Below are 13,058 nucleotides of genomic sequence, written 5' to 3'. Positions count from 1 at the left end.
CCACGGGCGGGCGGGCGCCTCTGCGGCAACACGCGAGCCGGTCATGCTTCCGGGGGACCCTGAGGCTCCTGCCAGGGAGGCAACCAGGTTGACGATGTTGTCCATTGGGGCGATAGAGTGATCTTTGGGCCGCTGGACAACGTTGTCTCCAGCACTTGGCCCCACTCCGAGAACTGCTCCACCCGGGCCTCATCCCCCGTGCCGGCCCGGCTCGCGGACCCGGTGGGTATCGACCACCGGGTCCGCCCTGAGCAGACCGCAGCCAGTAGCCCGACAGGCCTAACCGACCCGGCAGGGCAGGGTGGTTGCCGTATCACCGCCGGAGCCCTGGACGACGTATCCGAACGTGGCGCTCTGGCCCGGACTGAGCGAGCCGTTCCAGTTGGCGTTGTGGACCATCACCGCCTGGCCGTTGTAGGTCGGGGTGCCGTTCCAGAGGCTGGCGACCGACTGGCCGGCCGGGAGGGTCCAGTCGACCATCCAGCCGAGCATCGGCACGGTGCCGGAGTTGGTGACGGTCACCTCGGACTGGTAGCCGCCGCTCCAACTGCCCGTCGTACGGCGGCTGGCGGTGCACGCGCCGGGCGGGGGCTCGGTGGGTGGGTTGCCCGGGTCCTTGATGCCGGTCACCTCGCCGTTGCCGCCGTCGAAGACGATGTCGGAGCAGGAGTAGAAGGTCTCCGCGCTGTCGGAGCGCTGCCACACCATGTAGATGAGGTGGCGGCCGGACTTGTTCGCCGGAAGCTGGCCGCTCCAGGAGTAGTTGGCCTCGACGTTGCCCGGGGTGCCGTTGAGCGGCGGATGGTCGACGCTCAGGAACGGCTGGGACTCGATCGCGTCCCAGGTGAGCGTCCTGGTGGGGTCGAAGCCGTCCTTGGTGATGTAGACGTAGAACCAACCCGGGTGCGCCGCCCACGCGTTGTACGAGAAGTCGACGGTGGCGCCCGAGGTGAGATGGGTCAACGGCCAGTCGGCGCTGGGGGTGTTGAACCCGGTGAAGTTGGTGTTGCCGCCGCTGCACAGCTCGCCGTCCGGGACGAAGCCCCGGGTGCGGCCGGCGCCGTCCGAGCGCAGCACCGAGAACCAGTTGTAGAACGGCGTGGTGCCGCTGACCTGTTGGGCCGTCTTGCAGGCCGGGTTGACCGCCTTGATCTCGCCGGTGTCGGTGAGGGCGTCCTGCCAGCACAGGAAGGTACGGCTGCCGGGTTTCATCGGGGTGCCGTGCGCCTCGGCGTCACCGCCCGCCGTGACGACCAGGCCGAGCGCCGGGATCGCGGTGAGCAGGGCCAGGAGGACCAGGAGGAGGGCTCTGCCTCGGGTGGGGAGGAGTAAGCGGGGTCGGGTGCGGGAGGACGGTGGGGAGGGTGGGGGTAGCGATGCTGATGTCATGGCCATGTCATGATCTCCTTCAGTCGTACGCGGTACGCCGTACGTCGTGCGGTACGTACGGAACGTGCGGGTGAAGGGGCGCGCCCGACTGGGGGCGCGCGAGAGGTGCGACGCGTGGGGGGTGGTGGGGTGGGAGCGGTTCCCGGTTGTGCGGGTTCCGGTCCGCTCGGTGTGGGAGCGCTCCCACCTCACTCCCTTTTGAAGCTAGCGCCGTGCGGTGTCGTTGTAAACGGCTGACGCACGAGAGCTCCACCCGGGTGGGTGCGGCTCTCGCGATGACAACTGGTCCACGGGCGGGAGTCGAGGTCAGTCCTCCGACTCCTGCGCGGCCGTGGTGGGGGGCGCAGTGGCAAGCCGTACCCTCAGTTCGGCGTTTTCCGCCTCCAACGCCACGATCCGTTTTCTGGCGAAGTACAGCTCCATCACCGCCTCGTGGAACTCCGAGACCAACTCTTCGGGGGTCAGTTGCGCGGTTTCCTCCTCCGCGTCAGGCCGGTGCGAACTCCTCCCGGGAGTACTCGCGTTCGAACTCGGCCATGCCTGTGAAGAAACACGAAGAGGGCGGCGCCGTGCCCGGAGAGGGCGTAGCCCCCTTGGATGGCCCGGTGAGGAGTTCGAGTTCGATGGCGTTGGTGCGCAGGTCGTCGGCGATGGACAGCAGTTCCGCGGAGCCGCGTCCGAGGCGCTTCATATCATGGACGGTGAGAACGACCAACTGATGGGGAACGGCCTTCTTGAAGGTGCGGGCGAAGTCCAACCTCGGCTGATCCCCAACCTCGTGAAACCTCTGGAAGCTTGCCGCGCTGCTCGTATGTGGACTGGGACGACGGGCTCACTGAGATGCGGAAAGCCGGTGCCCGCAGAGTGCGGCACCGGCTTGTTCCGCAGGCCGTGCGCCAACACGGGACCTGCATGGTGCGTCCCAGTCCTGTGGTTGGAGCCAGCAGTCAGGGTGACGCCGAGGGACACCTTGGAGGTATCTCATCGCATTCCTGCCCAGGATTGCCGCCCGCGCGGGTGAGTAGCAAGGCAGACCGGGGTGACCGAGCGAAGTTGGTTCACGTGTGGCGGAATCGGCTCCCTGATCGTGGACTGCGACCGCGTGTGCATCTTGGTCGCCTCTCGTGGCGTGACGGACTGCAGCGACCAACGGCCGCCGGCCTCCGCGCGAGTTGTCAACCTGGAACCTTGGACACCTATGGCGGAATCGACATCAGCGGTACCCGCTGGCTGGGGCGATGGGCCAGATGGCTGACAAGATGGCGACAGCTTCCGGGCACACCGAGGCGACGCCAAGCGCCCGTGCTCGGAACCGGTTGGAGCCAGGACATCGGCCGGTCAGCATCTTGCTGGTCGGCCGCACACTGATCGAGGTAACAATGAGTCAGCATCGCCAAGCGGCCTTGACGTGCCCGCGCGACATGCAGCCACCCCACACCACATCCTCAGCCTGCGCCACGTCGCATTCGTCCTTTCCGAAGGTGTCCGGGCGGGGGCCCGTGGCCATGGTCACGGTTGTCTTCGCCGCAGCCGTACTGCTGCGCCTGGTCGGCACACCCCTGGACGAGGAGCTCGTACTACTGGTCGTCACGGGGCTGATCGCCGCATTCGTGGTGGCGGTGGACAACGGAAGGGTTTCCGCGCGCGCCCTGGCCAAGAAGGTCAGCAAGCTGGTCGAGGACGAGTGAGCACGGCCTTGGGACGGAGCGAGAACCCGGTCGTGCGGGACATTGCTGAGGTCGGGACGCTGGCCGACTTCCAGCGAGAGACGAGGCACAAGGCGGGGCTGTCGTATGACCGCCTCGCCAAGGCCACCGACAAGTCGGCAACCACTCTGCGCAGGGCCGCCTCGGGCACCTGCGTACCCCCCCGAAAGGTGCTGCTCGCCGCGATCACCGCGTGCGGCGGGCCGACCGAGCGCGCCATCCACTTGTGGAAGCAGGCCCGGTACCACCAACGCATGGTGGATAAGCCGCGCACACCAGGGCCCCCGCCCGAGCTGGTACGCGACAAGTTCGGCATGAGAGCCGCGCTGGTCGAACTGTACGAGAAGGATGGCGCGCCCACCATGGCGGAGATGCATGACCGTGCGGGGGGACGTCATGGCAAGCTCCCGCCCTCCACGGCGTACCGCATCGCCAACGGTGAGACCGTGCCGGCCACCCTGGCCCAATTCGAGGCGTACCTCGACGCGGTCGAGGTACGGAAACCCGCTCGACGGGGCCTCTGGGTGCAAGCGTGGCACCGGGTACAAAATAGCGGTCCGGCTTCGCTGCCGGACCTGCGTTCCTGGTCGCCCAACTCGATCTTCACTGCGGGCCAGATACCGAACTTCCTGATCAGGTTGTATGAGTCGGTCGGCTCCCCACGCACATTGCAGATGAAGATGCGTACAGGGAGCAGACTGGACCCCCAAACGGCCCGGCGTATTCTGACCGGTCGCATGCCACCCGATATCGATGCGTTCACGGCGTTCCTGGACGCATGCGGAGTGAAGCCCGAGGCGCGCACCCGGTGGCTGGATGCCTGGCATCGAACCCACGCGGAGCGAATGACGCGAGCCAGCTGAGCCTGCCGCTGGAGGCAAGCGGCGCCTCCATAACCCTCTGCCTACCCCAACCGGACATCTCGGAGGAGCCACAGGGGACGTGGGATGCCGTTCGTTAGCGGCATTCCACTGGGCTTCAAAATCATCCCGCGGCCCCCTAAGCACGCATCTCGGTCATACTCCCTGCTGGCGCTCGTCGTGATGGGCGTCATCACGCTCTGAACTGATTCACAAACGTGGTGCCCGCGACGCACGGGGAGACGAGGAACGGCCATGCCGCTGCTAGCCCCTGTGGTGTGATCGGTGGAATCCTCCGCAGCGATCTGGGCCACCCTGTGGCAAGACTGGACGGACGATCAGAAGCGTTGATCACTCAGACAAGAGGGCGGCATATCGGTACAGATGAGATGCCACGATCTTCACGTTGATCGTGTCCAGGCCCTGCGCCGTCTCCTCCGTTTTCTGGCCCGGCGCGCGGTTGTTGGCCGCCGTGAACGCGTCCCCGAGCCGCTTCCCCGAGGCGTCCACGAACTCCACGCTCACCATGTAGTTCGACGTCTTCGACGACCGGTTCGTGGTCTCGGTGCCGGAGAGGTACGTGACTCCTCCCCCTCGTGAACGAGGGGGCTTCTCGCTATGCCGGTTGGGCGTCGCGACGGACCAGCCCGGCCCGTAGAACGTTGATCGCGCCCACCGTGTCCGCGTGCGCGGTGTAGCCGCACGCCTGACAGTGGAACTTCTCCTGTGTGGGCCGGTTCCCCTTGGCGGTGTGCCCGCATTCGGGGCACCGCCGTGAGGTGTTGCGGGGGTCCACAGCCATCACTTCCCGCCCGGCACTCTCAGCCTTTGCGTTCAGGATCGCGAGGAACACCCCCCATCCAGCATCAGCGATCGAGCGGTCCAGACCCGCCTTCGAGCCAGCCCCGTTCGGCAGGAAGGTGCCTGGCGTCTCCGGATCGGGCTTCGGCGCGGGAGCCTTGCTCATGTTTCGGATCTTGAGCTCTTCGTGCGCGATGAGGTCGTGCTCACGGACCAAGCCGAGCACAGTCTTGTGTGCGTGGTCGAGCCGTTGGCGGCGGACCTTGCCGTGCAGTTTGGCGACCTTCTCCACAGCGCGCTGGTGGTTCTTAGTGCGGTCACTGGCCTTGCGGCGCGGGAACCGGGAGAGGGCTTGCTGTGCAACTTCGAGCTTCGCGGCGGCCCTGCGGCCGTGGCGCGGATTCTCCACGAAGCCGCCGCCCGAGTCGGCGAGGAAGTTGGCTATGCCCAGGTCGATGCCGACCATGCTGCCGGTGGGCGGCAGCGGATCGGGCTGGTCCTGCTCGGCGGTCAGCACGACGAACCACTTGCGTCCCTCGCGCTTGACGCTGACGGTCTTGACCTTGCCGACTACGGCACGGTGTTGGTTGACCTTGACGTGCCCGACACCTTGGAAGCGGACACGGGTCACGGGGTCGTGCGGGGTGGAGTCCCAGCGACAGCCGTCCCCGTCCTTGGGGAAGTCCACCGTGTCGAACCAATTCACCCCGCGGAAACGCGGGTAACCGGGTGTCTCACCGGACTTGACCCGGCGGAAGAACGCGGCGAACGCCTTGTCGAGACGGCGCAACGTCGCCTGCTGCGACGAGAACGACCAACGGCCCTGACGCTCCGGGTCGAACGAGCGGATCTCCTTGAGCTGCACGGACTGCTGCCCGTACTTGACGCTCGTCTTCGAGGCGTGCCGGTAGGCGTCCCGGCGCTCCTGCAACGCGCCGTTGTAGAGCGAGCAGTGATCCCGCAGCATCTCAGTGAGCGCAGCCGTCTGGCCCACGGTGGGCCGCATGAGGAACTTGTACGCACGGATCATCCAGCCCACCCCCTTCCCGGTCAGCCGCCAGATCATACTACACTTGGTCTATGTCACCACGCTGGGAGCCAAACCCTGAACTTCGCCGGGGCCGTCACGTCATCTACACCCTCCATGTCCACCTGGTCTTCGTCACGAAGTACCGGCGCGGCGTCTTCAACGACGAGATGCTGACGCGCTGCGAAGAGATCATGCGGGACGTCTGCGAGAGCTTCGAAGCAGAGCTGCGGGAATTCAACGGCGAAGGCGATCACGTGCACCTGCTTGTGCACTACCCGCCGAAGGTCGCCCTGTCCAAGCTCGTCAACAGCCTCAAAGGGGTCTCCTCCCGGTACCTGCGGCAGGAGTACACCGGCACGATGAACCGGGCGATCACAGAGGACCGCCTCTGGGCACCTTCGTACTTCGCAGGATCCTGCGGCGGCGCGCCGCTCCAGGCCGTCAAGGACTACATCGATAACCAGAAGCGGCCCGCCTGATTCGTTAACAGATCGCGTCCAAGGTCGAGAACCCCGATCCGCCTTCGATTTACAGGCCAACAGGGTGGGGTTCGACCTCCGGACTACTGACCCTCACCCCGCATTCGCAGAGAACTCCGGCGCTGCGTGCCTCCGGTCCTGGGATCGCATTCCCTCCAGGCGCAAACGCCAGGATTCCCTGCGAAGATCAGAGGATGGCCGAGGTACCCGGGTTGTCGGAGACCACGTTCAGCGCGGCGCCGCTGCCGGCCGTACCGGCCTGGTAGACGGTCGCCGCGTGGTTCGTCTCCGAGGTCGTTTTGAGGAACGCGGCCTCCAGTGTCGTGTCGGCACTGAATCTCTCGGCGGCCACCGGTCCGTCGAACGTCGTCGTCGCGCCGTTCTCCCCCGCCGCCGAGGCCGTACCCGTCGCGGCGGCCGTCGCGACGGTCACCGCGCCCGCGGTGAAGCTCCCCAGAAACAGTCTGCGTGCCACCGGCATGCCCGTCCCCCATCTGTCGTGTCTGCTGTTGTCGGAGGGACACCCGGGTCCCCCGAGACACGACAGCGATCAACTCCGAATGGTTGTACGGAGATCAGGGCGGGAGTTCGTCACAGGCCCCACCGCCGGTGTCGCGGTCGGCAGGTCGATCGTGAACTCGGTGTGCCCGGGGACGCTCTCGACGTCGATGCTGCCTCCGTGCGCTGCCACGATCGCCGTCACGATGGCGAGGCCCAGGCCCGAACCGCCGTCCTGGGGGCCCGTGCGGGAGCGGGAGACGTCGGCGCGGGTGAAGCGTTCGAAGACCGACGGGAGGAGGTGGGGCGGGATGCCGGGGCCGTCGTCGCGTACGCGGATGACGCATCGCTCGTCCACGACCTCGACCGAGGCCACCACCGTCGTCCCGGCGGGTGTGTGCACGCGTGCGTTGGCGAGCAGGTTGGCCACCACCTGGTGCAGCCGGGCCTCGTCGCCCGCGACCAGCGCCGGGGAGTCGAGGAGCAGCGCCAGTTGCCAGTTGTGGTTCTCGCCGGCGGCCCGCGCGTCCCACACCGACTCGGCGACCACCGCCGCGAGATCCACCTCGGCCGACTGCAACGGCCGCCCCTCGTCGAGCCGGGCGAGCAGCAGCAGGTCCTCCACCAGGCCCGTCATCCGCGCCGACTCCGCCGACACGCGCCGCCAGGCCATCGCGGGCTCGATGCGCTGCGTACCCCGGTTCATGAGTTCGGCGTATCCGGCGATCGAGGCGAGCGGGGTACGGAGTTCATGGCTGGCGTCGGCCAGGAAGCGCCGCATGCGTTCCTCGCCGGCCTGGCGTTCGGCGAGGGACGACTCGACGTGGTCGATCATCCGGTTGAGGGCGGCGCCGACCTGGCCTGCCTCGCTGCCCGGGTCGGTGTCGCGTTCCGGGACGCGGGTGAGGCCGACGACCGCGCCCCGGCCCAGCGGCGCCCGCGAGACCTCGACGGCGGTGGCGGCGACCCGGCCGAGGGGCCGCAGTTGGCGCCGTATGACGACCGCGCAGAGGCAGCCCGCGATCGTCAGTCCGACGGCGGCCACCACGGCCTCGACGACGACCAGGCCCCGGATCATGTTCTGGACGTCGTCCATGGGCAGCCCGGTCAGCACCCGGACGCCGTTGCCCGAGGTGCCGCCGATCGCCGTGATCCGGTAGGTGCCGAGGCCCGGCACGGTACGGGTGTGCATCGTGCCGTCGGCCCTGATGCCCGCGAGGGCCGACCGCTGGGCGGCGGTCAGGTCCTGGGGCGCCGCGTCCTGGGTGACGACCTGGGCGGTGAGCAGTCTGCCGTCGGCGCCGAGCCGGGCGGCCAGGGTTCCGGCGGGCTGGCCGCTCTCGTTGAGGAAGCCGAGGTTGGAGTCCAGCTCGGGGTGGAGCGCGGCGCCGCCCTGGCTGCGGGCGACGGCGTTGGCGACGCGGTCGTCGAGGCTGCCGAGCAGGTACTTGTGCTGGGCGAAGATGGTGGTGACCGCCATGGCGGCGCACACGACGGCCAGGGTGACCCCGATGAAGAGCAGCAGGCGGGTCCGCAGTGAGCGCCCGCGCAGTCGTACGGTCATCTCCCGTCCGCCCCCGCCCGGATCGCGTACCCGAGTCCGCGCACGGTGTGGATCATCGGGGCCCGCCCCTTGTCGATCTTGCGGCGCAGGCTGGAGATGTACACCTCGACCAGGTTGTCGCCGCTGTCGAAGCAGCTGGTCCACACATGGTCGAGGATCTGGCCCTTGCTGAGTACCTGGCGCGGATGGCCCATCAGCAGGCTGAGCAGGTCGAACTCCTTGGCGGTGAGCTGGACGGGCGTGCCGTCGCGGTGCACCTCGCGGGTCTCCTCGGTGATCACGAGGTCGCCGAGGACGCGTACGGAGTCGTCGGTGCGGGTCTGTTCGGCGCCGCAGCGGCGCAGCAGTCCGCGCAGCCGCAGCACGACCTCCTCCAGGGAGAACGGCTTGGTGACGTAGTCGTCGGCGCCCGCCTCCAGTCCGTCGAGCCGGTGTTCGAGGGCGTCGCGGGCGGTGAGCATGAGGACGGGCAGCCGTGGGCTCTCGTACCGCAGCCTGCGCAGCACCTGGAGGCCGTCGAGGTCGGGCAGCATGCCGTCGAGGACGACGGCGTGCGGGGCCGAGGAGCGGGCGATGCGCAGCGCGCTCTCGCCGTCGAGGGCCGGGTAGGGCCGCCAGCCCGCCTCGGTGACGGCGACGCACAGCAGTTCCGTGAGCGCCGGTTCGTCGTCGACGACCAGCACACGGACATGACCGCCGCGAACCCCTGAAGTGCCAGACATGTCCTGATCGTGTCCCGGTTTCCTGGGGGAATCCTGTGTTCAACCTGGGCGACGGCCGTGGGACGCCCTCCCGGTGGCCTCGGATGCGGTCAACTGCCGTGACCGAAGGCGGCATTGGCACTCCCCGGCCACAGGAATCCCTTGAGTCCCATTCCGTGCGGCGCCCACTCTGATCATGGCTTCCGCTCACCAGGCCGGAAGCGTTCTCAGAGTTCGAGCGTTCAGGGGAGGACCTCCACCCATGCGAAGACTCCATGCCCTCTGGGCCGTGGCAGGCGCGGCCGGACTGGTCGCGGGTGCTATCGCGCCCGCGGCGGCCGGTCCCGTGTCCCCGGTCACCACCACCCCCAGGAGCCCCGGCACCGCTGCTGTTCCGGCGCAGACCGTCACCCTCATCACCGGCGACACCGTCTCCCTCACCACGGGAGCGGACGGCAAGAACGCCGTCGACGTCCGGCGCGGCACCGGCCGCGAGGCCGCCACCTTCCTGTCCAGCGAGAAGAACGGCGAGGTCAGCGTCCTGCCGGCGGACGCGATCCCGCTGATCCAGGCGGGCCGCCTCGACCCGGCCCTGTTCAACGTCACCCAACTGGTCAAGCAGGGCTACTCGGACGCGAAGACCGGCGCCACCCCTGTCATCGCGACCTACAGCAAGGGCAGCGCGACCCCCGAGGGTGCGCGTCGGACGCTCGCGCTGCCCGGGATCGACGGCGCCGCGCTGAGCGCGAGGAAGTCCAGCGCCTTCTGGACGGACATCGCCCCGGCCCTCGGTACCGAGCCCACCGCGAAGGCCGCGAAGCAGCTCGGCGAGGGCATCGACAAGCTCTGGCTGGACGCCCAGGTGAAGGCGTCCCTCGATGTGAGTGTCCCGCAGATCGGCGCGCCCGAGGTGTGGCAGGCGGGCTACGACGGCAAGGGCGTCAAGGTCGCCGTCCTGGACACGGGCGTGGACGCCGGGCACCCGGATCTGGCCGGGAAGATCGCCGAGTCGACCAGCTTCGTGCCCGACCAGGCGGTGCAGGACGGTCATGGCCACGGCACCCATGTGGCGTCCACGATCGTCGGTTCGGGCGCGGCCTCGGACGGCAGGCTCAAGGGCGTTGCCCCGGGCGCGGAACTGCTGGTCGGCAAGGTGCTGGGCAACGACGGCCGGGGCCAGTCCTCCTGGATCATCGCGGGCATGGAGTGGGCGGCGCACTCCGGTGCGAAGATCGTCTCCATGTCGCTGGGCGGTACGGCGTCCGGCGCGTCCGACGTGCTCAGTGAGACCGTCGACGAGCTGTCCGCGTCCACCGGCGCCCTCTTCGTGGTCGCGTCGGGCAACGCGGGCCCCTACGAGCAGTCGGTCGGCACCCCGGGCATCGCCGACTCGGCGCTGACGGTGGGCGCGGTCGACAAGTCCGACAACCTCGCGGCGTTCTCCAGCCGTGGCCCGCGCCTCGGTGACTCCGCGGTCAAGCCGGAGATCACCGCGCCGGGTGTGAGCATCACGGCGGCCCGTGCGGCGGGCACCACCATGGGCACGCCGGTCGACGCCGACTACACGACGGCGAACGGTACGTCGATGGCGACCCCGCATGTCGCGGGTGCGGCGGCGCTGGTCGCGCAGGCCCATCCGGACTGGACGGGCGAGCAGATCAAGCAGTCCCTGGCCAGCACGGCGAAGACGAACGACGTCAACTCCGTGTTCGAGCAGGGCGACGGCCGGGTCGATGCCGTACGGGCGACCGAGCAGGGCGTGTTCGCGACCTCGACGCTGAGCTTCGGCAGGTTCGAGGACGGTGACACCGGGGCCGTCGGCAAGGACATCACGTACACCAACACCACTGACAAGGCGGTGGAGTTGACGATCTCGTCCACCCTCGCCGCAGCCGCCCCGGGCGCCGGTACGGTGACCGTCCCCGCCAAGGGCACCGCCACGGTCCCGGTCACGGTCGACCCGGCGGCACAGGCGCAGGGCCGGTACACGGGCCACATCACGGCGACCGCCGACGGCGTCCAGGTCACCACGGGCGTCGGCTTCGAGAAGGCACCGAAGACGTTCGACCTCAAGGTCTCCCTCCTGGGCCGCGACGGCAAGCCGTCCACCGGGGGGTCGATCTACACCCTCCAGGAGCTGAACGGCGCCTACCCCGACGAGTACGGCTTCCTCGGCACCGGCTGGACCTGGCAGGTGCCGGCCGGCACCTACTCCATGTCGACCTGGATCCCTGACCGGGACGGGGGCGGGGTGGCCGTCGGCACCTCGATCGTCGGCAACCCCGAGATCAAGGTCGACGGGGACACCGAGGTCGTCCTCGACGCCCGCAAGGCGGTGGAGATCAAGCCGAAGACGAAGCAGGACTCCGAGTTCCAGGGCTTCAGCACCAACTGGCACCGCGAGGGGCCGGGCAGCGCCTGGGGGCTCACCTACAGCCAGGGCTGGTGGACGGACCACGTCTATGTCGCGCCGACCCAGCAGGTCACCGAGGGAACCCTGGAGTTCTCCGCCAAGTTCCGGCTGTACGCCAAGGAGTTGACGGCGAGCGTCACCAGCCCGGAGAAGACCGAGCTGTCCTCGCTCTACTACTCCCAGACGTACAACGACTTCCCGTTGAAGATCAGCGGTGACCGCAAGGTCCAGGCGGTGGACGCGGGCGGCGGTACCGAGGCCGACTTCGCGGGGCTCGACGTCAAGGGCAAGGTGGCGGTGGTCGGGGTCGGCGCCACGGAGCGGGCACAGAGCGCTCTGGACAACGCGACCAAGGCCGGCGCCGGTTACCTCATCGTGTACCGCAAGACCCCCGGTTTCTGGATCGAGGCCGTGGACCGCGCGACCACCGTCCCGGTGATGATCGCCACCGGCGAGGAGGGCGCGAAGCTCACCGGCCTGCTGCAGACCGGCAGGAAGGTCACGCTGAAGCTGGGCGGCACGCCGGTCAGTCCGTACGTCTACAACCTGCTCGCCGCGCAGAGCGGTGGCATCTCCGAAGACCAGACATACGACCTGGACAAGTCCAACACGGTGAAGCAGACGGCCCGTTACCACGGAGCCACGGCCGGCGAGATCGGCGCGGACACCGTGTACACCTTCCGCCCCTGGCAGTTCTTCAGCATCGAGAACAGCAAGTACGTGCAACTGGGCACGGAACGCGACGAGTACTACTACGTCGACCCCGACACCCGTACCTGGCACGTCGTCTACCCGAACTGGGAGACGTTCAGGGGCCAGTGGAGCCCGCTGCGGACCTTCGACAAGTCGGGCACGGAGAAGGCGCCGGAGAACTGGCTGCGCCAGGTCGTCCGCCCCGGAACCAGCGAGGAGTACGGGCTCTCCGAGCGCACCGGCGACAAACTCACCATGTCGGTGGCGGAGTTGACCGACTCCACGCCGGGCCACTACGGGTACATCGACGGCACCGACAACACCGCGAAGGGCAGGCTCTACGCGGACGGGCAGCTGGTCGGCGACTCGACGTTCGGCGGGTACGGCATCTTCGACGTCCCGGCGGACAAGGCCTCTTACCGCTTCGAGCTGGATGTGCAGCGCCGGGCGGACTGGGCCAAGTACTCCACCAGCACGCACTCCGAGTGGACCTTCGCCTCGGCGCGCACCGACGCCTCCACGGCGCTGCCGCTGCTCACCGTCGGTATCGCTCCGAAGGGCCTCGACCTTCTCAACCGGGCTGAGCGCAAGCGGGAGTTGGAGGTCGCGCTGCCGGTCTCCGACCAGCTGGGGAGTGTGAAGGCGAGCAGTCTGAAGGCCTGGGTCTCCTACGACGACGGCACCTCCTGGAAGGAAGTGAGGGTCAAGAGCGGCAAGGCTAGGTTCAAGGCCGTGAAGGACGCAGAGTCGGTGTCGCTGCGGGTGCGGGCCACCGACCGGCACGGCAACGGGATCGACCAGACCGTGCTGCGGGCGTTCGGCCTGAAGTAGGTGAAGCAGCTGAAGCAGGGGAACCGGTGTAGTAGGTGAAGCCGGTGAAGTAGGTGACGCACGCAACCTGTGCCTCAGCCTTAACAAGGATCC

Annotated in this window: 11 protein-coding genes and 1 pseudogene; 4 read left to right on the top strand and 8 right to left on the bottom strand. The window is 68.3% G+C overall.

All coding sequences use genetic code 11. The annotated features are described in order from the left end of the window. Positions 1 to 279: 279 nt before the first annotated feature. The 3 genes from ACWDR4_RS35960 to ACWDR4_RS35950 form a co-directional block, all read right to left on the bottom strand. The gene (locus ACWDR4_RS35960; RefSeq protein WP_450414701.1) at positions 280 to 1,389 is read right to left on the bottom strand and encodes a lytic polysaccharide monooxygenase auxiliary activity family 9 protein; all 1,110 of its coding nucleotides are present in this window, start codon (positions 1,387 to 1,389) and stop codon (positions 280 to 282) included. Positions 1,390 to 1,695: 306 nt separating this feature from the next. Continuing rightward, positions 1,696 to 1,839: a hypothetical protein gene (locus ACWDR4_RS35955; RefSeq protein ID WP_450414699.1), complete on the bottom strand. Its 144-nt coding sequence runs from the start codon at positions 1,837 to 1,839 to the stop codon at positions 1,696 to 1,698. Between the two features lie 37 nt (positions 1,840 to 1,876). After that, the gene (locus tag ACWDR4_RS35950; RefSeq protein ID WP_450414697.1) at positions 1,877 to 2,146 is read right to left on the bottom strand and encodes a recombinase family protein; all 270 of its coding nucleotides are present in this window, start codon (positions 2,144 to 2,146) and stop codon (positions 1,877 to 1,879) included. Positions 2,147 to 2,894: 748 nt separating this feature from the next. Here ACWDR4_RS35950 and ACWDR4_RS35945 point away from each other — a divergent pair. Both ACWDR4_RS35945 and ACWDR4_RS35940 read left to right on the top strand, forming a co-directional pair. Beyond that, the gene (locus ACWDR4_RS35945) at positions 2,895 to 3,077 is read left to right on the top strand and encodes a hypothetical protein (RefSeq protein ID WP_450414696.1); all 183 of its coding nucleotides are present in this window, start codon (positions 2,895 to 2,897) and stop codon (positions 3,075 to 3,077) included. Continuing rightward, on the top strand, positions 3,074 to 3,958 hold the full coding sequence (locus ACWDR4_RS35940; RefSeq protein WP_450414694.1) for a helix-turn-helix domain-containing protein: 885 nt from the start codon (positions 3,074 to 3,076) through the stop codon (positions 3,956 to 3,958). Before ACWDR4_RS35945 ends, ACWDR4_RS35940 begins: the two co-directional genes overlap by 4 nt. 348 nt (positions 3,959 to 4,306) lie before the next feature. Here the strand turns inward: ACWDR4_RS35940 and ACWDR4_RS35935 are convergent. After that, a pseudogene (locus ACWDR4_RS35935) lies at positions 4,307 to 4,531 on the bottom strand (FxLYD domain-containing protein); the annotation flags it as partial. Between the two features lie 40 nt (positions 4,532 to 4,571). Then, positions 4,572 to 5,786 carry an RNA-guided endonuclease InsQ/TnpB family protein gene (locus tag ACWDR4_RS35930; protein WP_450414726.1) on the bottom strand — a complete coding sequence of 405 codons (1,215 nt, stop codon included), beginning with the start codon at positions 5,784 to 5,786 and terminating at the stop codon, positions 4,572 to 4,574. A gap of 50 nt (positions 5,787 to 5,836) precedes the next feature. Here ACWDR4_RS35930 and tnpA point away from each other — a divergent pair, with 50 nt between their 5' ends. Further along, positions 5,837 to 6,265 (top strand): IS200/IS605 family transposase, encoded by a 429-nt coding sequence (tnpA, locus tag ACWDR4_RS35925; protein ID WP_450414692.1) that lies wholly within the window; start codon positions 5,837 to 5,839, stop codon positions 6,263 to 6,265. Between the two features lie 187 nt (positions 6,266 to 6,452). On the opposite strand, the gene ACWDR4_RS35920 is transcribed toward tnpA, so the two are convergent. The 3 genes from ACWDR4_RS35920 to ACWDR4_RS35910 form a co-directional block, all read right to left on the bottom strand. After that, positions 6,453 to 6,740 (bottom strand): hypothetical protein, encoded by a 288-nt coding sequence (locus tag ACWDR4_RS35920; RefSeq protein WP_450414690.1) that lies wholly within the window; start codon positions 6,738 to 6,740, stop codon positions 6,453 to 6,455. 75 nt (positions 6,741 to 6,815) lie between these two features. Continuing rightward, positions 6,816 to 8,327, bottom strand: coding sequence for a sensor histidine kinase (locus ACWDR4_RS35915; RefSeq protein ID WP_450414689.1), 1,512 nt, complete (start codon positions 8,325 to 8,327; stop codon positions 6,816 to 6,818). Next, positions 8,324 to 9,049, bottom strand: a complete 726-nt coding sequence (locus ACWDR4_RS35910) for a response regulator transcription factor (RefSeq protein ID WP_450414688.1) — start codon at positions 9,047 to 9,049, stop codon at positions 8,324 to 8,326. The genes ACWDR4_RS35915 and ACWDR4_RS35910 overlap by 4 nt, the downstream gene beginning before the upstream one ends. A gap of 241 nt (positions 9,050 to 9,290) precedes the next feature. Here ACWDR4_RS35910 and ACWDR4_RS35905 point away from each other — a divergent pair, with 241 nt between their 5' ends. Continuing rightward, positions 9,291 to 12,965: a S8 family peptidase gene (locus ACWDR4_RS35905; RefSeq protein WP_450414687.1), complete on the top strand. Its 3,675-nt coding sequence runs from the start codon at positions 9,291 to 9,293 to the stop codon at positions 12,963 to 12,965. Positions 12,966 to 13,058 lie beyond the last annotated feature (93 nt).

The organism is Streptomyces sp. NPDC000878, assembly GCF_053599695.1.
The sequence above is the reverse complement of the archived record's forward strand: the minus strand, read 5'-3'. Positions and strand labels throughout refer to the sequence as shown.

What these genes read in the sequence shown, in the direction of transcription:
- ACWDR4_RS35960 (WP_450414701.1), bottom strand. Translation starts at nt 1,389, where the DNA reads ATGACATCAGCATCGCTACCCCCACCCTCCCCACCGTCCTCCCGCACC.
- tnpA (WP_450414692.1), top strand. Translation starts at nt 5,837, where the DNA reads ATGTCACCACGCTGGGAGCCAAACCCTGAACTTCGCCGGGGCCGTCAC.
- ACWDR4_RS35910 (WP_450414688.1), bottom strand. Translation starts at nt 9,049, where the DNA reads ATGTCTGGCACTTCAGGGGTTCGCGGCGGTCATGTCCGTGTGCTGGTC.
- ACWDR4_RS35915 (WP_450414689.1), bottom strand. Translation starts at nt 8,327, where the DNA reads ATGACCGTACGACTGCGCGGGCGCTCACTGCGGACCCGCCTGCTGCTC.
- ACWDR4_RS35945 (WP_450414696.1), top strand. Translation starts at nt 2,895, where the DNA reads ATGGTCACGGTTGTCTTCGCCGCAGCCGTACTGCTGCGCCTGGTCGGC.
- ACWDR4_RS35905 (WP_450414687.1), top strand. Translation starts at nt 9,291, where the DNA reads ATGCGAAGACTCCATGCCCTCTGGGCCGTGGCAGGCGCGGCCGGACTG.
- ACWDR4_RS35930 (WP_450414726.1), bottom strand. Translation starts at nt 5,786, where the DNA reads ATGATCCGTGCGTACAAGTTCCTCATGCGGCCCACCGTGGGCCAGACG.